Source organism: Prauserella cavernicola, assembly GCF_016595675.1.
GTDB classification, from domain to species: Bacteria; Actinomycetota; Actinomycetes; order Mycobacteriales; family Pseudonocardiaceae; genus Prauserella_A; species Prauserella_A cavernicola.
In genome coordinates this window covers 806942-826435 of the sequence record NZ_JAENJH010000002.1, presented here as the reverse complement: position 1 = coordinate 826435, position 19494 = coordinate 806942, and the positions used below count along the sequence as shown (strand labels likewise).

The following is a 19494-nucleotide window of genomic DNA, read 5'->3' as shown; positions in this document are numbered from 1 at the left end:
GCCCGGTCCTTACCTCGTGGCCTGCAACGTCTGCACGGCGAGCGTGGCGGCCTGTGCGGCCAGGTCGCACATCTGTTCCTGGGTGAACTCACCCGGGTCGGTGGGGTAGAGCTGCGTGCGCAGGGTCTGGCCCTGCGCGACGCCGACTAGCGACTCGCAGTCGCTCGGGCTCGAACCGTCGGCGTGGTGCACGAGGGCGGGAAAGCCCTCGATCTCGGTCTCCTGGGTGATGGTGGAGCTGTTCGCGCGGTCACCGTCCACCCAGTCGGCGACGTCGGCGCCGGTGATCGTCTCGACGTAGAAGCTGTAGTACGGCGCGGTGCGGTCGACGTCGAGTGAGCAGGTGGGCCCGTCGCGGCCCTCCTGCGAGCTCCGCGGCTCGCTGTTGACCTTCAGTTCGTCGAGCTGTGCGCCGGTGAACAGCGAGCACGGGTCGACGCCGTCGAGCGAGAGCTCCGCCGGGCGCTGCGGCGACGGCTCCTCCGGCGTCGCACCACCCGCGGCGCTCGCCTCGCCGTCCTGCGGGGTCGAGCAGCCTGCCAGCGCGAGTGCGGCCAGCACCGCGCCGAACGCGAGGCGCCCAGGCCTGCTAGGCCTCGTGGACACGCCGGTCCCCGAAGCTCGCCGCCTTGTCCTCGTCGTCGAGCTGGTAGGTGCCACTCGCCTCGCGGAGCTGCTCGGCCAGCGACCTGAGCTCCTGGACGTAGGCGCGGACCTTGCGCTCGTAGGAGCCGTCGGCGCCCGCGATGACCTCGTTCCACACGTCGACGACGTTGGTGGACACGATGTCCTCGGCCGGGGCGTTGATCCGCAGCGCGCCGAGCTGGCCGGCGAGCTTCTCCTGGAGTGCGCCCGCCTGCTCCTCGATGATCCGCGCGACGTCGAGGATCCGATCGGGGGCGATCTGGATGTCCCTGGCTCCCGGCACTCCCGGTACGGTCGCGTTGAGTCGCTCACCACCGGTGAAGCCGGTCGTGAACGGCAGTGGCGATCCCGACTGCATCTCGCCGCTCTCTGACATGCGCGCACCCCCTGCTACGGTCCGTAGCCGGACAATTTCCCACCGCAGGCTACCAACCCGGGTGTGACGGCGACCTGAACTTCGACGGACGAAGCCGCCCCGCGGTTCCCGCGAGTTCCGATCGGTCCGCTCAGTGCGCGGGCAGTGCGATCTCGCCGCGCACGGCGCGCAGCGCGATGTCGGTGCGGTGGTGCGCACCGGGCAGGTGGACGCGGCCGACCCGCTCGTAGGCCTCCGCTCGCGCCGCCTCGAGGTCGTCGCCGGTGCCGACGACGGAGAGCACGCGACCACCGTTGGCCACCACGGCGCCGTCGTCGCGGCGGCGGGTGCCCGCGTGCAGCACGCCCTCGGCCTCCCCGCCGGTGATGACGTCGCCCGTGCGCGGCTTGCCGGGGTAGCCGTCGGCGGCCAGCACGATCGTGACGGCGGCGCCCTCGGCCCAGTCCAGCGGCGGCTGCTCGGCCAGCGAACCGGTGGCCGTGGCGTACAGCAGCCCGGCGATGGGGGTGCGCAGCAGCGCGAGCACCGCCTGGGTCTCGGGGTCGCCGAAACGGCAGTTGAACTCGATCACCTGCGGGCCCTCGCTGGTCAGCGCCAGCCCGGCGTAGAGCAGACCCGAGAACGTGGAGTCGCGGGCGGCCAGCTCGTCGACCACCGGCTGGACGATGGTGGCGACCACGTCGTCCACCAGTCCCTGCGGTGCCCACGGCAGCGGGGCGTAGGCGCCCATGCCGCCGGTGTTCGGGCCCGCGTCGCCGTCTCCGACGCGCTTGAAGTCCTGCGCGGGCAGCAACGGCACCACGGTGCGGCCGTCCACGAGACAGAACAGCGATGCCTCGGGGCCGTCGAGGAACGACTCGAGCACCACCGGGTGGCCGCCGTCGAGCAGCATCAGCGCGTGCTTGCGCGCCTGGTCGATGTCGGGCGTCACCACCACGCCCTTGCCTGCGGCGAGCCCGTCGTCCTTCACCACCCACGTGGGGCCGAAACGCGACAGGGCGGCGTCGAGATGAGCGGGGTTGTCCACGACCTCGGCGCGCGCGGTCGGCACACCGGCGGCGGCCATGACCTCCTTCGCGAACGCCTTCGAGCCCTCGATGCGGGCAGCCGCGGCGGAGGGGCCGAAGCACGCGATGCCCGCCTTGCGGACGGCATCCGCCGCTCCGGCCACGAGCGGCACCTCGGGACCGATCACCACCAGGTCGGCCTTCCACTCGCCTGCCGCGACGGCGACGGCGGAGGGGTCGGTCAGGTCCACACCGAGCGGTTCGGCCAGCGCCGCGATCCCGGCGTTGCCCGGCGCGCAGGCGAGCGCCGTGACCGCCGGGTCGTTGGACGCGGCAAGGACGATGGCATGCTCTCGGGCTCCGGAGCCGATAACCAGGACTCGCACGGTGCTGAGGGTAATCGCGGGGGTCGTCTGCCGTTCACCGGCATGTCTCCTCGCTGCCGCCACACCGTCGCCCGTGCGTCGGGGCGGTCGATGAATGTTGCCTCCGAAACCCTGACGTCCCCCCAGAAAGGGCTGAGTAGATGCTTCGAAAGCGACTGATGCTGGCGGCGTTGAGCGCGTTCGCCGTACTCGGCATCACGAGCGTGGCCAGCCCCGTGCACGCGGCATCGGACGGCCCGGTGACGGCGGGCCGGGGGCAGGACGGGCCCGTGATCGTGGCCCACCGGGGCGCGTCCGGCTACCGGCCCGAGCACACGCTCGCCGCGTACGAGCTCGGAGCCCGCATGGGCGCCGACTACATCGAGCCGGACCTGGTGATCACCAAGGACGGCGTGCTGGTCGCCAGGCACGAGCCCGAGATCGGCGGCACCACCGACGTCTCGCAGCGCCCCGAGTTCGCCGACCGCAAGACCACCAAGCAGCTCGACGGCAAGCCCGTGACCGGATGGTTCGCCGAGGACTTCACCCTCGCCGAGCTGAAGACGCTGCGCGCGACCGAGCGCATCCCCGAGCTGCGGCCGAACAACACGATCTACGACGGCCGCTTCGAGGTGCCCACGCTGCAGGAGGTGATCGACCTCTCCAAGCGACTGTCCAAGGAACTGGGCCGCGAGATCGGCGTCTACCCCGAGACCAAGCACCCGACGTACTTCCAGCAGCTCGGTCTGCCGCTGGAACCGCCGCTAGTGACGACGTTGCAGCGCAACGGTCTCAACCGCAAGAACGCCAAGGTCGTCGTGCAGTCGTTCGAGGTGGCCAACCTCAAGCAGCTGTCGAAGCAGCTCCGGGTTCAGCTCGTGCAGCTGGTCGACTCCTCCGGCGCGCCGTATGACTTCGTGGCGGCCGGTGACCCGCGCACCTACACCGACCTGATGAAGCCGAAGGGCCTGCGCGAGATCGCCACCTACGCCGACGGTCTCGGCCCCGCCAAGGACCGCGTGATCCCCAAGGACGAGAACGGCCACCTGCTGGAGCCGACCACGCTCGTCGCAGACGCGCACCGGGCCGGGCTGACGGTGACTCCGTTCACCTTCCGCGCCGAGAACAGCTTCCTGCCGGCCGACTTCCGCTCGTCGGAGAACCCGGCCGAGTGGGGCGACATCTTCGCCGAGTACGAGGCGTTCCTCGCCACGGGCATCGACGGCGTGTTCGCCGACCACCCGGACATCGCCGTCGAGGCGGCCAAGGCCGCGGGCAGGTAGGCGACTTTCAGGTGATGTGCGCCGCGGGCCGCTGGTCCGCGGCGCACTCCTGTGCGGCGTAGTGCTCGATCTTGTGCCGGATGAGGCGCTGGTGCTCGCGTAGCTGGGCGAGCTGTTGTTCGACGCGTCCCTCGTGCGCACGCAGCACCGCGAGCCGTTCCTTGCCGCACTCCGCACCGCCCCGCAGCAGCAGGGCGACTTCGTCGTCGGAGTACCGACGACGCCCGCCCGGCGTCGCCGTCGACGTCCTGCAGCAACCCGATCTTCTCGCAGTAGCGCAGAGTGTCGACGCTGAAGCTCACGACATCCAGAGTCACACCTGGAGTGCACTCCAGGCCAAGACCTCACGCGGTGTCCTCACAGCGCACCGCCGCTCTCGGCCGGCCGCGGGCCACCACCTCCGAGGACTCCACCCGCACCTGGAGCGACCCGCACGCGCAGTGGGTCCAGACGGTCTCGCCCTCCGGGGTTCGGTGGCGCGACACGATCTCGTAGACGTCGGTGTCGGGCCAGCCGCAGAAGGGACACGTGCTCATGGGCCCAGGATGCGCCCGTCCGAGCATGCAGGTCCAGGTTGGATTTTTGGAGTCAATTGTGAAGAATCGACTTCATGATTGATCTGCGGAGGCTGAGCGTGCTGCGCGCGGTCGCCCACTACGGCACGGTCACCGCCGCCGCGAAGGCACTGCACCTGACCCCGTCGGCCGCCTCGCAACAGATCCGGCTGCTCGGCCGCGACCTCGGCGTCGCACTGCTCGAACCGAACGGGCGCAAGGTGCGGCTGACCGGCGCGGCGCTGGGCCTGCTCTCGCACGCCGACGCCATCGAGGCCCGCTGGCGGCTGGCCGAGGCCGAGCTGCACGCCACCGACGGCGAGCCGTCGGGAATTCTGCGCATCGCGGGTTTCGCCACGGCGATGTGCCGCTTCCTCGGCCCGGTCACGGCGCTGATGCGCGAGCGGCACCCCGCGCTGACCGTGCGACTGCGCGAGACCGAGACCACGCGCTGTTTCGACCTGCTCCTCACCGGCGGCATCGACCTCGCGGTGGTGGAGGCCATCCCCGGCAACCCCGCGGCAGGCGACCAGCGGTTCGAGCAGCAACCGCTGCTCGACGACCCGTTCGACCTGCTCGTGCCCGCCGAGCACCCGCTCGCGAAACGACGCTGCGCCCACCTCGAGGAGGTGGCCGGTGAGCCGTGGATCATCGGCGCCGAGGGCGACGCGTGGCTCGCCCACGTACTGGCCGCGTGCTCGGCCGCGGGCTTCAGCCCCAACGTCGCCCACGAGGCGTGCGACGCGAGCCTGGTCGCCAGCCTCGTCGACCTCGGCCTCGGCGTGGCGCTGTTCCCCCGGCTCGCCCAGCTACCGCCCGATGTGGACATCCGCCGCGTCGAGGTCGGCGGAACCGCGCCGTCGCGCAGGTTCCTCACGTGCACACGCCGCGGCGACCGGGAGGCTCCCTCCGTCGCCGCGGCGATCGCGACGCTGAACGAGGTCATCGCGCGCTGAGCCACCGTCCTTTCCGGACGGTCCGACCTACGCGAACTGGTGGCGCACGATGGTCTGCTCGCGGCCGGGACCGACCCCGACCGCCGAGACCCGCGCGCCGACGAGCTGCTCGATGCGCTCGACGTAGGCGCGCGCGTTGGCGGGCAGCTCCTCGAACGTGCGGCACTGGCTGATGTCCTCCCACCAGCCGGGCAGCTCTTCGTAGACCGGAACCGCGTGGTGCACGTCGGTCTGGGTCATCGGCATGTCCTCCGTGCGGAAGCCGTCGACCTCGTAGGCCACGCACACCGGCACCTTCTCCAGGCCGGAGAGCACGTCGAGCTTGGTGAGGAAGTAGTCGGTGATGCCGTTGACACGCACCGCGTAGCGGCCGATCACGGCATCGAACCAGCCGGTGCGCCGCGAGCGGCCCGTGGTGACACCGAACTCGCCGCCGGACTTGCGCAGGTTCTCGCCCGACTCGTCGTGCAGCTCGGTCGGGAACGGACCCGAGCCCACGCGCGTCGTGTAGGCCTTGAGGATGCCGAGCACGGTCGTGATGCGGCCGGGCCCGATGCCGGAGCCCGCGCTCGCGCCACCCGACGTGGGGTTGGACGACGTGACGAACGGGTAGGTGCCGTGGTCGACGTCGAGCAAAGTGCCCTGCGAGCCCTCCAGCAGCACCGTCTCGCCGCGCTCGAGCGCCTTGTTGAGCTGCAGGCGGGTGTCGGCGATGCGGTGGGCGAACTTCTCGCCCTGCGTGAGCACCAGGTCGGTGACCTCGTCGGCGTCGAGACCCTTGCGGTTGTAGACCTTGACCAGCACCTGGTTCTTGAACTCCAGCGCGGCCTCGACCTTCTGCCGCAGGATCTTCTCGTCGAGCAGGTCCTGCACGCGCACGCCGACGCGCGCGACCTTGTCCTGGTAGCAGGGCCCGATGCCGCGGCCGGTGGTGCCGATCTTCTTGGCCCCGAGGTAGCGCTCGGTGACTTTGTCGATGGCGACGTGGTACGGCATGATCAGGTGCGCATCGGCCGAGATCAACAGCCGCTCGGTGTCGACGTCGCGCTCCTCGAGGCCGGCGATCTCCTCCAGCAACACGCCGGGATCCACCACCACGCCGTTACCGATCACGTTCGTGACGCCCGGCGTGAGAATGCCGGACGGGATCAGGTGCAGTGCGAAGTCCTGCCCGTCGGGCAGCACCACCGTGTGACCGGCGTTGTTGCCGCCCTGGTAGCGCACCACCCACTGGACGCGGTCGCCGAGCAGGTCGGTGGCCTTGCCCTTGCCTTCGTCGCCCCATTGGGCACCGATGAGCACGATGGCCGGCATGTGACACTCCTGGTATTCGAGGGCAGGACAAAATGGCGCTGGAAATGCCGGTGCATGAGCCTAACCGAGGAGTATTACGTGCGGGGACTGGTGCTGGTTTGCGGGCGAGCCGGGGAGTGGTTCACCGCGCCGGAGGGGGTCAGGACCGAGGCACTTCCGGCGCGGCCGGGCAAGTCGGAGGTGGACCCTCTGCTGGCCCCAGAGCTCGTGGTCGCGGGCTCGGACGCCGATCTGGCCGCGATCGTGCTTCGCTTGCTGCGCAAGGAAAAGCTCGCCACGACGACGGTCGGCTACGTGCCGGCCGAGGCCGACTCTGCCGTCGCGGCGCTGTGGGGGATTCCGACCGATCGGCGGCGTGCGGTGGAGCTCGCGCTGTCCGGAACGGACCGGCCCGTGCCGCTGATCCGGGACGACGCGGGCGGCGTGTTGCTCGGCAAGGGCGTGGTGCGCAATCCGCGCGGTGTCGCGTACTGCGACGACACGGTCGCGCTGCGCGGTGAGGCAGGCTCGATCGTCGTGCGCCCGGACACGGGCGGCAGCGGACTGGTGGCCACCGTCACCAGGGGCAGGGTGCTCAGGCGCAAGCAGATGTTCACCGGCAGGGCGTTCCAGCTGGGCGGCGCGCCCGCCCAGCCTGTCTCGGACGGTGTGCCGTACCCGAGGCCGATGGAGCGCTGGACCTGGTACCGGCATACCCACGACTTACGTCTGGTCATGGCCGCGCGTTAACGCGGAAGTGTTGATCCCGTCACCTCCCTGGGTCACAGTCGGAAAGTCCCCAACTACCCAGAGAGGTGACGCAGGTGTCCGTTCCCCGCACTCTCCGTCGTGGCTTGCTCGCACTGGGCGCAACCGTCGCGTTGACGGCACCGCTGTCCGGCGTCGCGAACGCCGAGCCACCCGGCATCCCGGACGAGGCCACCGCCCGCGCTCAGCTCGCCGAGCTGACCGTGGCGCCCGACGGCTCCATGGACGGTTACGACCGCGACCAGTTCCCGCACTGGAGCGACCAGGGCGACTCCTGCAACACCCGGGAGGCCGTGCTCGAGCGCGACGGCACCGGCGTGGAGACCGGCTCCGACTGCTACCCGACCTCGGGCAGCTGGCCCAGCCCTTACGACGGCGAGACGTGGAGCGACCCGTCGGACGTCGACATCGACCACGTGGTGCCGCTCGCGGAGGCGTGGCGTTCCGGCGCGGCCGACTGGACGACCGACCAGCGCGAGCAGTTCGCCAACGACCTCTCCGGCCCGCAGCTGATCGCCGTCACCGACAACGTGAACCAGTCGAAGGGCGACCAGTCGCCCGACGCCTGGAAGCCGCCGGCAGAGGACTACTGGTGCACCTACGCCGCCATGTGGGTCGGCGTGAAGCACACGTACGAGCTGACGGTGGAGGAGCCGGAACAGGCCGCCTTGACGGAAATGCTCGCAACCTGCTGACCGCACGTGAGCTGACCCTCGAATGCAGTGAAGGGCACCTTTCCCGCGTTGAACGCGGGGAAGGTGCCCTTCACTGCATCTGTGGTCGGCTCAGTCCGTGAGGCCCGTGGCCTCGGCCGCGGCCGGATCCGAGTCGGTGAGCAGCTTCTTGCAGCGCTCGTACTCGTCGGTCTCGCCGATGCGGCCCGCCGCCTTGCCCAGCACGGCGAGCGCACGCAGGAAACCCTGGTTCGGGCGGTGGTTCCACGGCACCGGGCCGAAGCCCTTCCAGCCCGCGCGGCGGAGCTGGTCGAGGCCGCGGTGGTAGCCGGTGCGCGCGTAGGCGTAGGCGGCCACGAACTCGTCGGCGGCGAGCGCCTTCTCGCCCAGCGCGGCCCAGGCCTCGCTGAAGTCGGGGTGTTCCGCGGCGACCTCGGCCGGGTCCGTGCCCGCGTCGAGCGCCGCCTCGGCGTCGACGCGCTCGGGCAGTTTGGTGGCGGGTGGTTCGAGGAGGTTGCCGTGTGTCATGCGGCCATTCTGCATCAACCGGGGGACCGGACGGTCACAGCAAGACGCTCAGGGCCACGGCGCTGCCACCCAGCAGCAGCGCCGCGACGAGCACCGCGGCGACGATTCGTTTCGGCATCATGGCCTCCACTGTGCCCTACGCCCCCCGGCCCGCGATCCATTGCCCTGTCAGGGTGAAACCGATCCGGGTTCGGTCACGCTGCGAATCGCATCGCGGGGGTCGGCGGCCTCCGCCATCGACGAGGCGACCTCCTCGGCGCGCTTGCGCACGTCCGCGGAGCCGAGCACCTCCGCGACGGCGGACCGCACGTCGGCCACGGAGCTCACCCGCACGCCCGCCCCCGCGGCGACGACGCGGTCCGTGATCGCGGGCTGATCGGCACCCTGTGGCCAGAGCACGAGGGGAACGCCGTGGCTGAGGGAGGCGAGCACCGTGCCAGCCCCGCCGACGCCGACGACCACGTCGACTCCCCGAAGGAGCTCGTCGATCGGCACGAACGGCACGAACGTGACCTCGCCACCTCCCGCGCCTCGACGATCCTCACCGACCACCTGCTCGCCCTGCAACGCCAGACCGAGGGTGGCCACGACGTCGACGGGATTCTCGGCGACCGCGTCCACGACCGCCGCGAGCACGGCGCTGTCGGAGAAGACGGTCCCCAGCGTCACGAGGACCTTCGGGCGCCCGGTTCCGGCGGAGGCCGGTGCGCAGGGCGCGGTGGCCGAGGGACGACGGTGGGCGCGCGAGCGCACCGGCAGGACCGGGACCCCCGGCTCGCCTGCGGCGTCGTCGGTGTCGCGCAGGAGCGGGGGCCACAGGCCCAGGACGCTCGCGGGCGCACCGGGGCGGATGCCGCGCGCCTCGTGACGCGCCGCGGCGGCCTTCTCGATCGCGCTCTGCCAGTCAGCGGGAATCGCGGCGGTCATCGTGACCCGATGCCACGGCAGGCCCAACGTCGCGGCGACGGTGGCGCCGACCGTGCAATAGATCTCGGAGAGCACGACATCCGCCCGCCAGGCACGCGCGGCCTCGACGGCCTCGTCCGCCGTGGTGTCGAGCAGGACGCCGCCGAAGGTCTCCCCGATGCCCTCCACGGACGGCGTCATGACCTCGCCGCCGGTGCGCTTGGCCGCCTCCACCGCCAGTTCCACCGGCATCGGGCCCGCGGGCAGGTGCTCGACCCCAGCGGGCAGCTCCGCGCGAACCAGTTCGGCGGCTCCGGCGCTCACGACCACGGCGACCTCGTGCCCGAGGTCGAGTGCGGCGCTCATCAACGGAGCCAGCGGCAGCACGTGACCGTGAGCGGGGACGGCACTGAACAACAGGCGCATACGACAGCGCTCCTCGGGGTCCGGAACAAGATCACCCACAGGCTAGCGACCGTCGTCCCCCTAAGGGTGACACCTGATTTTCGCCGGTTTCCCACTCGACGGAGATCTTCGCCCGGCATGATGCACGGGTGACAAAAGCGGCAGCCCTGCCTGACGAGCGCGAATCCGGCATCCCGACGAGCCCGATCGCCAAGACCGTGCTGTTCTTCCAGCGGCACTGGCACCGTTCGGCCCCGGGCACGCCGACCCCGGAATGGGTGACCCGGTTCTGCTACAGCATGTGGCTGACTGCGTTCGCGTTCAAGGTCATCGGCGCCTCATGGGACATGTCGTGGCATTTCAAGTGGCTGCGCGACGACTTCGCCCCGCCACACCTGATCAACACCGTCGGCACGGTGATCATCTGCGTGCTCGTGGCGATCCACACCTACACCGGGCTCGGCTGCGACCGGCGCTCGCTGCGCCTGATGCAGGCCGGTCTGGTGATGTTCCTGATCGCCGCGCCGCTCGACGTGATCAACCACCGCGTCAGCGGGCTCGACCTCACCGCGTGGAGCCCGACGCACGGTCTGCTCTACCTGGGCACCGGCATCATGCTCGCCGGCGTCATCGCGGGCTGGCTCCGCGTCGCACCGCCCGGACCGGTCAGGGCCGTGGTGCTCACCGCACTGTGGGGCTTCTTCCTGGAGAACACGTTCTTTCCCAACGGGCAGCAGGAGTACGGCATCCTCGAGCTGCGTTCGTGGGAGCGCGGCGAGCCCTACGCGGAGCCGACGCTGCTGGAGTTCGCCGCCGACGACATCGGCCGCTCGGTGGACCGCGAGGCCGTGATCCACTTCGCGCTGCCGATCGAGGACTGGGTGTACCCGATGTGGGGCATCGGCGTGATGGCGCTGATTCTGGCCGCGGCCAGGTACACGGTGGGCAGGACGTGGACGGCGACGACCGTCGCGGGCGCCTACGTGGCCTACCGCGCGATCATCTGGCCGCTGTTGCTGGCGGGCGACTTCCCGACGTCGACGGTGCCGTTCTACCTCGTGTTCGTTGGCCTCGCCGTCGATCTGGCCTTCCGCGCGCCCGCCGCACGCTTCGCCGTGGGCGGCGTGCTGGTGACCGTCTTCGGCTACGGGGCGCTGTGGGTGCAGTCGCAGCTGCGGCCGTGGCTGCTGGGCGACGCGCTCACGGAAACGGCGCCGCCCAGTGCGTACTGGACGGCGCCGATCGTGCTGGCCGGAGTGGCCGCGGTCTGGTACCTGGCCGCCCGCAGGCGGACAGCGTTCTCAGAGCTTGGTGCCCGCTGACCTGAGGCTCTGCGCCGCCTCAACGATCCGCTTGGCCATCGCGGACTCGGCGGCCTTGAGGTAGCTGCGCGGGTCGTAGGCCTTCTTGTTGCCGACCTCGCCGTCCACCTTCAGAACGCCGTCGTAGTTCTTGAAGAAGTGGTCGGCGATCGGACGGGAGAACGCGTACTGCGTGTCCGTGTCGACGTTCATCTTCACGACGCCGTACGAGAGCGCCTCGTGGATCTCCTCGAGCAGCGAGCCGGAACCGCCGTGGAACACCAGCTCGAACGGCTTGGAGCCCTCGGCAAGACCCAGCTTCTCGGAGGCGACCTGCTGGCCCCGCTTGAGCACGTCGGGCCGCAGCTGCACCGCGCCGGGCTTGTAGGCACCGTGCACGTTGCCGAACGTGGCGGCGAGCAGGTAGCGGCCCTTGTCGCCGGAGCCAAGCGCGTCGACGGTCTTCACGAAGTCGCCCTCGGCGGTGTAGAGCTTCTCGTTGATCTCGTTGGCGACACCATCCTCCTCGCCACCGACGACACCGATCTCGACCTCGAGGATGATCTTCGCGGCGGCGGCCTTGGCCAGCAGCTCGGAGGCGATCGTGAGGTTCTCGTCGAGGTCGATCGCGGAGCCGTCCCACATGTGGGACTGGAACAGCGGGTTCTCGCCCCGGTTCACACGCTCCTGCGAGATGTCGATGAGCGGGCGGACGAAGCCGTCGAGCTTGTCCTTGGGGCAGTGGTCGGTGTGCAGCGCGACGTTGATCGGGTACTTCGCGGCGACGACGTGGGCGAACTCCGCCAGCGCGACCGAACCGGTCACCATGTCCTTCACGGCCTGGCCGGACGCGAACTCCGCACCACCGGTGGAGAACTGGATGATCCCGTCGCTCTCCGCCTCCGCGAAGCCACGGATGGCCGCGTTCACCGTTTCCGACGAGGTCACGTTGATGGCCGGGTACGCGAACTCGTTCGCCTTGGCCCGGTCCAGCATCTCGGCGTAGACCTCGGGTGTGGCGATGGGCATCGTTGTCCTCCTCGACGGTGTCCTTTTGCCCCGCATCCTACGAGGCCCGCTCCTCGGGTGCGCCAGACTGCGGTGAAGGGCACCTTTACTGCATTCAACGCGGTAAAGGTGCCCTTCACCGCAGTTTTAGAACAGCGCTGCGGCCAGCGCTCGGTACGTCGGGAGCGGATCGGCGTCGTCGGGCAGGTTGTGCAGGCAGACGTGGTCGGCGCCGGCCTCGAGGTGGGCGTTCAGCCCGCGCGCGATCGTCTGCGCGTCGCCGTGCAGGCCGAGCGCGTCGATGAGCCGGTCGCTGCCGCCGTCGGTGATCTCCGAGTCGTCCCAGCCGAGCCTGCGCAGGTTGTTGGCGTAGTTGCGCAGGTTGAGATAGGGCATGTTGATCGGCGGACGGGCGATCTCGCGGGCACGCGCCGGATCGCTTTCCAGCACCACCTTGTGCTCGGGGGCCAGCAGAACGTCGGCGCCGAGCAGCTCGCGCGCCTGGCGCGTGTGCTCCGGCGTGGTCAGGTACGGATGGGCGCCCGCGGCGCGCTCCGCGGAGAGCTTGAGCACCTTCGGGCCGAGCGCGGCGAGCACGAGGCCGTCCCTGGGCACGCCGGCCTCGTCGAGTTCGTCGAGGTAGGAGACGATCTTGTCGTAGGGCTTCTGGTAATCGGCCGTGGCCTCGGGATGGCCGACGCCGACGCCGAGCAGGAACCGGTCCGGGTGCTTGGCCACGACCCGGTGGTAGGCGGCTCCCACCGTCGCGGCGTCGGTGGCCCACATGTTGACGATGCCCGTGGCCACGGCGATGGATTGGGTCGCGTCGAGCAGGCTCTCCGCGAGCTCGAGGTCGGCGGGCGGCGAACCGCCGATCCAGATGGCGCCGTAACCGAGCTTCTCGACCTCGACGGCCAGCTCAGGAGTGAGCCCGCCAGCGCCCCGCCAGATTCCGTACTTTCCCAGTTTCACAGCCATGTACCCACTCAACACCGAATCGTCGGGGTTATGTTCCGACCATGGGCAAGATTGGCGAGATCGAGGTATTTCCGCTCAACCTGGGCGGCAACGTGTTCGGCTGGACGGCTGACGAGTCGACGTCGTTCGAGGTGCTCGACGCCTACACCGACGCGGGCGGCAACTTCATCGACACGGCCGACGTCTACATGGCCGGCGTCGAGGGCAACTCGGGTGGCGAGTCCGAGACGATCATCGGCGACTGGCTGGCTCGCCGCGGCAGGCGCGACGACGTCGTGCTGGCCACCAAGGTCGGTGGCTGGCAACGCAGGCCGGGACTGTCGGCGAGCAACATCAAGGAGGCGGCGGAGGATTCGCTGCGCAGGCTGCGAACCGACCACATCGACCTCTACTACGCCCACCGCGACGTGGGCGACGTGCCGCTGGAGGAAACGCTGACCGCGTTCGACGCGCTGGTGCGCGAGGGCAAGGTGCGTCATCTCGGTGCCTCGAACTTCACCGCGCGGCGCCTGCGCGAATCTCTGTCCATTTCGGATCGCGAAGGTCTCGCCAGGTTCGTAGCGGTGCAGCCGCACTACAACCTCGTCGAGCGCGACTACGAGCGCGAGCTGGCCCCTCTGGTGCGCGAGGAGGGACTGGCGACGCTGCCGTACTACGCGCTCGCCAAGGGCTTCCTCACCGGCAAGTACCGGTCGCACGAGGGGTCGGTGGACAGTCCGCGCAGGAAGGGCGCTCTGTCCTATCTGGACGATCGAGGCGAGCGGGTACTGGCCGCGCTCGACTCGGTGGCCGCGGCGCACTCGACGTCGGTGACCGCCGTGTCGCTGGCCTGGCTGACGGCCCAGCCGACGGTGGCCGCCCCGATCGCCAGCGCACGCGACACAACCCAGCTCGCCGACCTGCTGGCGGCGACGCGACTGCGCCTCACCGACGACGAACTGGCGGCCATCAGCGTGTCTACCGACGAGTAGCCTACTCCGAGTAAGTTGAGGTACGGTGCGTCCAAGCTCATCGAGGAGGCACCGCACATGGCGTTCCTGTCCGGCAGCGTGAAGAACAAGGTCGTGCTCATCACCGGGGCGGCGCGCGGCATCGGCGCGGGCCTCGCCGAGCGGCTGGCCGCCGACGGCGCGAAGGTGGCGCTCGTCGGCCTCGAAGCCGACGAGCAGCAGAAGGTCGCCGACCGCATCGGCCCCGCCGCCAAGGCGTGGGAGGCCGATGTCACCAGCTGGGAGGCGCTGGAGACGGCCACCGACGAGGTCGCCGAGCACTTCGGCGGCATCGACATCGTCATCGCCAACGCGGGCATCGCCACCACCGGCTTCGTGCGCTCGGTGGACCCGGCGGCGTTCGAGAAGGTGATCGAGGTCGACCTGCTCGGCGTGTGGCGCACGTTCCGCGTCGCGCTGCCGCACGTGATCGAGCGCAAGGGCTACCTGCTGGCGATCTCCTCACTCGCCGCGATCACCCACGCGCCGGGCATGGCCAACTACTCCGCGGCCAAGGCCGGGGTCGAGGCGTTCTGCAACAGCCTGCGGGCCGAGGTCGCGCACCTCGGCGTCAAGGTCGGCGTCGCGCACCCGACATGGATCAAGACCGACCTCGTGGACAGCGCGGACACCCACCCGGTCTTCGGCAGGCTCCGCTCCGGCATGCCCGGCCTGCTCGGCAAGACCTACCCGCTGGGCGTGGCGCTCGACTGCCTCGAAGCCGGGGTGAAGCGCCGCGCCAGGACCATCCACGTGCCGCGCTGGGTCGGTGCGCTCAAGCTCATCCGCTCGTTCCTGCCGCCCATCGTCGAGCTCGGCGCCCGTTCGCGGGTACCGGCCGCCGACCGTGCCGCGCTGGAGGACATCGCCGCCCGCGGCGCCCGCGAGTCCGCCGTCACCGGGCACGGAGGCCGGGCCGCGACCAGGTAAGGAGCCCACCGAATGTCGCGCCGCGACCAGATCAGGATGAACACCGGCGAGGTCGTCGACTACCTCGCCGAACAGAAGGTCATCAACGTCGCCACGATCGGCCCCAACGGGAGGCCGCACCTCGCCCCGCTCTGGTACGTGCCGAGGGGCGAGGCCGTGGCGACCTGGACCTACCGCCGGTCGCAGAAGGTCGCCAATCTGCTGCGCCTTCCGCAGGCGACGGTGCTCGTCGAGTCGGGCGAGAGCTACGAACGGCTTCGCGGCGTCTCGATGGAGTGCGACGTGGAGCTGATCGAGGACACCGGCGACGTCGCCGCGATCGGCACCGAGCTGCTGCTGCGCTACAGCGGGGAGCCGTCAGCATCGGCCGAGCTCGAGGCAGGCGTCGCCACACAGGCCGCCAAGCGGGTCGGCCTGCTGCTGACGCCGACCAAGATCGTGAGCTGGGACCACTCCAAGCTCGGCGGGGTCTACTAGCTTCGCGGCCCTGGTTCGAGGGCTCCGCGCCTGCGATGATGGCGTGGATCACTCGATGAGGAGTGCGCAGTGGAGCTACGACTGGAGATCGCACAGTCGTGGCGGCGGGCCGAACTCTCCGGACTGACCCCGAACGGCGCCGCCGACCGGCTGGAAGTGCACGACATAGACACCAGCAGCAGACTGCTGCGGGCGGCGACCCCCGTGCTCGACGAGGTCGCCCGGCATCTCGACGACACCCGCCTGTGCGTGGTGCTCGCCGACCGCGACTGCCGCATCGTGGCCAGACGCTTCGGCAGGCACTCCGTGGAACGCGTGCTCGACAGCATCGGCGCGGTTCCCGGGTGCCAGTTCACCGAGGAGACCAGCGGCACCAACTCACTCGCGACTCCCTACGAGGTGCGCAGGGGCGTGGCCGTACACGGCGACGAGCACTACCTCGAGGCGTTCAAGCGGTTCACCTGCTACGGCCACCCCATCGTCCATCCGGCGACGAAGCGGCTTGAGGGCGTCCTCGACATCACCGGCCTTGTCGAGGACACCAACCCACTGCTCGGGCCCTTCCTCGCACACGCCGTCGCCGACATCGAGCGACGCCTGCTCGACGGCTCCAACCAGGCGCAGCAACGGCTACTCGCCGCGTTCCAGGCCGCGCAGCACCGCAGCGCGGCGGTGCTCGCGCTCGGAGAGGACGTGGTGCTGGCCAACAGCACCGCGGTGGACCTGGTCGACGCGTGCGACCACTCCCTGCTGCGCGAGGTGAGCCGCACGCGGCGCGGGGTGCGCAGGCTGCGGCTGTCCTCCGGCGCCGAGGTGGAGGTGCGCATGGAGGCCGTGTCGGTCAACGCCGGGATGCTGTTCGAGCTGGCCCCGGTGCGGCCGTCGTATCCGGCGCACGTGCGCAGGCGCGCGCTCGGCGGGGTGTTGCCCGCCGACATCGAGGACCGGCTGCGCCGCGGCGCGCTCGCCAGGCGCCGGGTGCTCGTCGCGGGCGAACCCGGCACGGGCCGCACGGCCGCGACCGCGGTACTCGCGGGTGCCGAACCGCTCGCCCGGCTCGACTCGGCCGACGTGCCCACGCTGGGCGAGACCGCCTGGTGCGCGCGCCTGGAGCAGCTGGCCGCCGGACATCCGGGGCTCATCGCGGTGCGCGACGTGCACCTGCTGCCCGCCGTGCTGGCGAGCTGGCTGGCCAGGCTCATGGACGACTCGGCCGCGTGGTTCGTGCTCACCTCGGAGCCGTTGTCCGACCTGCACGGCGAGCACGCCGCACTGGTCGCGCGCACGCACCGGCGCGTCGAGCTGCCGCCGTTGCGCGAGCGCAGGGCCGACATTCCCGCGCTCGCGCGCACGCTGCTCTCCGGGCTGCGGCCGGGCAGCTCGCTGCGCCTGACGGCAGGCGCGCTGGAGCTGCTGGCCGCGCAACCGTGGCCGGGCAACCTGCGCGAACTGGAGACCGTGCTCGACGAGGCCGCCGACCGGCGCACCGCGGGCGACCTCACGGCGAGGGACCTCGCGCCGGGCTGCCGGGTGAGCGCGGCGACGCCGCAGCTCACCGGCTGGGAGCGCGCCGAGCACGACGCCATCACCAAGGCGCTCGCCGCCGTCGGCGGCAACAAGGTGCACGCGGCCAGGCACCTCGGCATCAGCCGCTCCACCCTCTACAACCGCATGCGGGCGCTCCGGATCAGCTAGGTGTGCAGGATTTGCACACCTGGCGGCCTCGCGACCGTTCGACAATCTCCGCAGACGTTGCAACGGCGCACGTGAGGAGACAGCTGTGAAGACGAAGGCGGCAGTACTGTTCGACGCAGGCAAGCCGTTCGAGATCCTCGAGCTCGACCTGGACGGCCCCGGTCCCGGTGAGGTGCTGATCAAGTACACGGCCGCCGGTCTGTGCCACTCGGACCTGCACCTCATCGACGGCGACCTGGGGCCCCGGTTCCCGATCATCGGCGGCCACGAGGGCGCCGGGATCATCGAGGAGGTCGGACCAGGCGTCACCAAGGTCCAGCCCGGCGACCACGTGGTGTGCAGCTTCATTCCCAACTGCGGCACGTGCCGCTACTGCGCGACGGGCCGGTCGAACCTGTGCGACCTCGGCGCCACGATCCTCGACGGGCATCTGCCCGACGGAACCTTCCGCTTCCACTCCGGGGGCCGCGACTTCGGCGCGATGTGCATGCTCGGCACGTTCTCCGAGCGCGCCACGATCTCCCAGCACTCGGTGGTGAAGGTCGACGAGTGGCTGCCGCTGGAGACCGCGGTGCTCGTGGGCTGCGGCGTGCCGACGGGATGGGCCTCGGCGAACTACGCGGGCGGGGTCCGCGCGGGCGACACCACGGTGATCTACGGCATCGGTGGCATCGGGATCAACGCCGTGCAGGGCGCAGCGCACGCGGGAGCGAAGAACGTCATCGTGGTGGACCCGATCGAGTTCAAGCGCGAGAGCGCGCTCAAGGTGGGCGCCACGCACGCGTTCGCGTCGGCGGCCGAGGCCGCGGAGAAGATCGCCGAGTTGACCTGGGGACAGATGGCCGACCAGGCCATCATCACCGTCGGAACGGTGGACGAGCAGGTGGTGAGCGAGGCGTTCGACGCTGTCGGCAAGGGCGGCGTCGTGGTGGTGACGGGGCTGGCGAACCCCGAGAAGCTCACCGTGCACGTCTCCGGCGGCGTGCTGACGCTGTTCGAGAAGACGATCAAGGGCACGCTGTTCGGCTCGGCCAACCCGCAGTACGACATCGTGAAAATGCTGCGCCTCTACGACGCGGGCAAGCTCAAGCTCGACGAGCTCGTGACGACGAAGTACACCCTGGACCAGGTCAACGAGGGCTACCAGGACCTGCGCGACGGCAAGAACGTCCGCGGCGTGATCGTCCACGCACAGTAACCACCCCGACAGCCACCCCGGATGCGGTGAAGGGCACCTTACGTGCGTTCAACGCAGTAAAGGTGCCCTTCACCGCATCTCGGGTCTCGGCTACTGCTTCGGGACCCAGGCGCCGATCACCGGCTTGAACTCGCGGACCGTGCGCTCCGCGATCGCACCCTCGAGGTGGTAGGGGTCCTGGTCGATCAGCTTCTGCAGCTCCTCCCGGTTCTCCGCCTGGTACAGCGACACCCCGCCGGTGTCGTTGTCCACCGGCCCCGCCACCGCGACTACGCCCTGCTCCGCGAGCGAGACGAGGAACTCCCTGTGCCGGGGCCGCACCTCGGCGAACTTCTCGGGCACGTAACGGATTTCCACCAAGAACCAGGCCACTGGAACCTCCCGATGATCTAGCGTTGTCTCCAGCCAGCGCACCGTATCGGTACCCGACGGTCACCTGGGAACGCTGGGTAATGCCGGTCCGAACCGATACGCTGAGTACGCGTCAGCTCTGGTCTAGGGGCTGGAGAACGCCGTCGAGGGATGGGCAGGTTTCGATGCAGGGCAGCGCCGAGCCCATGGGACAGCCGGGCGCCGCGGCCGGGAGGAACGTCGAGAGCAGCGTCGAGCAGACGCTCGGGCATCTGCGGACACTGGACTCTCCGGTGCCCAAGGCCCAGCCGACCGGCCCGCTGAACCTCGAGGATCTGTACCGCCAGCACCGGATGCGGCTCGTGCGGCTCGCGATCCTGCTCGTCGACGAACCCGCCACGGCGGAGGACGTCGTGCAGGAGGCGTTCACAGGTCTGCACCGCAACTGGGGCAAGCTCCGCGACGCGGCCGCTGCCGTCGGCTACCTGCGGACGGCTGTGGTGAACGGCTCACGCAGCGTGTTGCGCAGGCGCAAGACCGCCCGCGAGTACGTGCCGCCGCACGCGGTCAACGCGCGCTCGGCCGAGAGCCTGGCGATGCTGTCGACCGAGCACCAGGCCGTGGTCGCCGCGCTGGGCAAGCTGCCGCCGCGCCAGCGCGAGGTGCTGGTGCTGCGCTACTACGGCGGACTGTCGGAGGCCGAGATCTCCGAGGCGGCCGGCATCTCGAAGGGGACCGTGAAGTCCACCGCGAGCCGCGCGCTCGAGGCTCTGCAGCGGACGATGCACGACGGCAGAAACTGAGTAA

At 70.3% G+C, this 19494-nt stretch carries 22 protein-coding genes; 11 read left to right on the top strand and 11 right to left on the bottom strand.

What is annotated here, in order from left to right:
- Positions 1 to 9: 9 nt before the first annotated feature.
- The 3 genes from JHE00_RS10620 to purD form a co-directional block, all read right to left on the bottom strand.
- Positions 10 to 606: a DUF3558 domain-containing protein gene (locus JHE00_RS10620; protein ID WP_200317420.1), complete on the bottom strand. Its 597-nt coding sequence runs from the start codon at positions 604 to 606 to the stop codon at positions 10 to 12.
- The gene (locus JHE00_RS10615; RefSeq protein ID WP_230423197.1) at positions 590 to 1021 is read right to left on the bottom strand and encodes a hypothetical protein; all 432 of its coding nucleotides are present in this window, start codon (positions 1019 to 1021) and stop codon (positions 590 to 592) included. Before JHE00_RS10615 ends, JHE00_RS10620 begins: the two co-directional genes overlap by 17 nt.
- A 130-nt stretch (positions 1022 to 1151) precedes the next feature.
- A complete protein-coding gene (purD, locus tag JHE00_RS10610; protein WP_200317418.1) occupies positions 1152 to 2414 on the bottom strand; it encodes a phosphoribosylamine--glycine ligase in 1263 nt (420 codons plus the stop codon).
- 140 nt (positions 2415 to 2554) lie between these two features.
- On the opposite strand from purD, the gene JHE00_RS10605 reads away from it, so the two are divergent.
- The gene (locus JHE00_RS10605) at positions 2555 to 3676 is read left to right on the top strand and encodes a glycerophosphodiester phosphodiesterase (RefSeq protein WP_200317416.1); all 1122 of its coding nucleotides are present in this window, start codon (positions 2555 to 2557) and stop codon (positions 3674 to 3676) included.
- Positions 3677 to 3683: 7 nt separating this feature from the next.
- On the opposite strand, the gene JHE00_RS35020 is transcribed toward JHE00_RS10605, so the two are convergent.
- On the bottom strand, positions 3684 to 3824 hold the full coding sequence (locus JHE00_RS35020) for a MerR family transcriptional regulator (protein ID WP_230423196.1): 141 nt from the start codon (positions 3822 to 3824) through the stop codon (positions 3684 to 3686).
- 196 nt (positions 3825 to 4020) lie between these two features.
- On the bottom strand, positions 4021 to 4212 hold the full coding sequence (locus JHE00_RS10595) for a hypothetical protein (RefSeq protein ID WP_230423195.1): 192 nt from the start codon (positions 4210 to 4212) through the stop codon (positions 4021 to 4023).
- 74 nt (positions 4213 to 4286) lie between these two features.
- On the opposite strand from JHE00_RS10595, the gene JHE00_RS10590 reads away from it, so the two are divergent.
- Positions 4287 to 5186, top strand: a complete 900-nt coding sequence (locus JHE00_RS10590; RefSeq protein ID WP_200317412.1) for a LysR family transcriptional regulator — start codon at positions 4287 to 4289, stop codon at positions 5184 to 5186.
- Positions 5187 to 5213: 27 nt separating this feature from the next.
- On the opposite strand, the gene JHE00_RS10585 is transcribed toward JHE00_RS10590, so the two are convergent.
- Positions 5214 to 6500, bottom strand: coding sequence for an adenylosuccinate synthase (locus JHE00_RS10585; RefSeq protein ID WP_200317410.1), 1287 nt, complete (start codon positions 6498 to 6500; stop codon positions 5214 to 5216).
- 78 nt (positions 6501 to 6578) lie between these two features.
- On the opposite strand from JHE00_RS10585, the gene JHE00_RS10580 reads away from it, so the two are divergent.
- Together JHE00_RS10580 and JHE00_RS10575 are read left to right on the top strand one after the other, a co-directional pair.
- Entirely contained in the window at positions 6579 to 7229 is a 651-nt protein-coding gene (locus JHE00_RS10580; protein WP_372440441.1) for a hypothetical protein, read from the top strand.
- Positions 7230 to 7303: 74 nt separating this feature from the next.
- A complete protein-coding gene (locus JHE00_RS10575) occupies positions 7304 to 7942 on the top strand; it encodes an HNH endonuclease family protein (protein ID WP_200317408.1) in 639 nt (212 codons plus the stop codon).
- Positions 7943 to 8032: 90 nt separating this feature from the next.
- On the opposite strand, the gene JHE00_RS10570 is transcribed toward JHE00_RS10575, so the two are convergent.
- Positions 8033 to 8449, bottom strand: a complete 417-nt coding sequence (locus JHE00_RS10570; protein ID WP_200317406.1) for a DUF3151 domain-containing protein — start codon at positions 8447 to 8449, stop codon at positions 8033 to 8035.
- A gap of 168 nt (positions 8450 to 8617) precedes the next feature.
- A complete protein-coding gene (locus tag JHE00_RS10565) occupies positions 8618 to 9781 on the bottom strand; it encodes a nucleotide disphospho-sugar-binding domain-containing protein (protein WP_200317404.1) in 1164 nt (387 codons plus the stop codon).
- 128 nt (positions 9782 to 9909) lie between these two features.
- On the opposite strand from JHE00_RS10565, the gene JHE00_RS10560 reads away from it, so the two are divergent.
- Positions 9910 to 11082 carry a hypothetical protein gene (locus JHE00_RS10560; protein ID WP_307831883.1) on the top strand — a complete coding sequence of 391 codons (1173 nt, stop codon included), beginning with the start codon at positions 9910 to 9912 and terminating at the stop codon, positions 11080 to 11082.
- On the opposite strand, the gene fbaA is transcribed toward JHE00_RS10560, so the two are convergent.
- Together fbaA and JHE00_RS10550 are read right to left on the bottom strand one after the other, a co-directional pair.
- Positions 11062 to 12090 (bottom strand): class II fructose-bisphosphate aldolase, encoded by a 1029-nt coding sequence (gene fbaA / locus JHE00_RS10555; protein WP_200317402.1) that lies wholly within the window; start codon positions 12088 to 12090, stop codon positions 11062 to 11064. The genes JHE00_RS10560 and fbaA overlap by 21 nt on opposite strands.
- Positions 12091 to 12216: 126 nt before the next feature.
- Positions 12217 to 13047 carry an LLM class F420-dependent oxidoreductase gene (locus JHE00_RS10550; protein ID WP_200317400.1) on the bottom strand — a complete coding sequence of 277 codons (831 nt, stop codon included), beginning with the start codon at positions 13045 to 13047 and terminating at the stop codon, positions 12217 to 12219.
- A 41-nt stretch (positions 13048 to 13088) separates the two neighbouring features.
- On the opposite strand from JHE00_RS10550, the gene JHE00_RS10545 reads away from it, so the two are divergent.
- From JHE00_RS10545 to JHE00_RS10525, 5 genes are all read left to right on the top strand, one after another.
- Positions 13089 to 14018, top strand: coding sequence for an aldo/keto reductase (locus JHE00_RS10545; RefSeq protein ID WP_200317398.1), 930 nt, complete (start codon positions 13089 to 13091; stop codon positions 14016 to 14018).
- Positions 14019 to 14075: 57 nt separating this feature from the next.
- Positions 14076 to 14966, top strand: coding sequence for an SDR family oxidoreductase (locus JHE00_RS10540; RefSeq protein ID WP_200317396.1), 891 nt, complete (start codon positions 14076 to 14078; stop codon positions 14964 to 14966).
- Between the two features lie 12 nt (positions 14967 to 14978).
- Positions 14979 to 15443, top strand: a complete 465-nt coding sequence (locus JHE00_RS10535) for a pyridoxamine 5'-phosphate oxidase family protein (RefSeq protein WP_200317394.1) — start codon at positions 14979 to 14981, stop codon at positions 15441 to 15443.
- A 69-nt stretch (positions 15444 to 15512) separates the two neighbouring features.
- The gene (locus tag JHE00_RS10530; RefSeq protein WP_200317392.1) at positions 15513 to 17138 is read left to right on the top strand and encodes a sigma-54-dependent Fis family transcriptional regulator; all 1626 of its coding nucleotides are present in this window, start codon (positions 15513 to 15515) and stop codon (positions 17136 to 17138) included.
- A gap of 85 nt (positions 17139 to 17223) precedes the next feature.
- Positions 17224 to 18336 carry an NDMA-dependent alcohol dehydrogenase gene (locus JHE00_RS10525; protein WP_200317391.1) on the top strand — a complete coding sequence of 371 codons (1113 nt, stop codon included), beginning with the start codon at positions 17224 to 17226 and terminating at the stop codon, positions 18334 to 18336.
- A 90-nt stretch (positions 18337 to 18426) separates the two neighbouring features.
- Here the strand turns inward: JHE00_RS10525 and JHE00_RS10520 are convergent, their stop codons facing one another.
- Positions 18427 to 18708, bottom strand: a complete 282-nt coding sequence (locus JHE00_RS10520) for a YciI family protein (RefSeq protein WP_200317386.1) — start codon at positions 18706 to 18708, stop codon at positions 18427 to 18429.
- A 164-nt stretch (positions 18709 to 18872) separates the two neighbouring features.
- Between JHE00_RS10520 and JHE00_RS10515 the strand changes: the two genes are divergently transcribed.
- The gene (locus JHE00_RS10515; protein WP_200317384.1) at positions 18873 to 19490 is read left to right on the top strand and encodes an RNA polymerase sigma factor; all 618 of its coding nucleotides are present in this window, start codon (positions 18873 to 18875) and stop codon (positions 19488 to 19490) included.
- Positions 19491 to 19494: the final 4 nt, after the last annotated feature.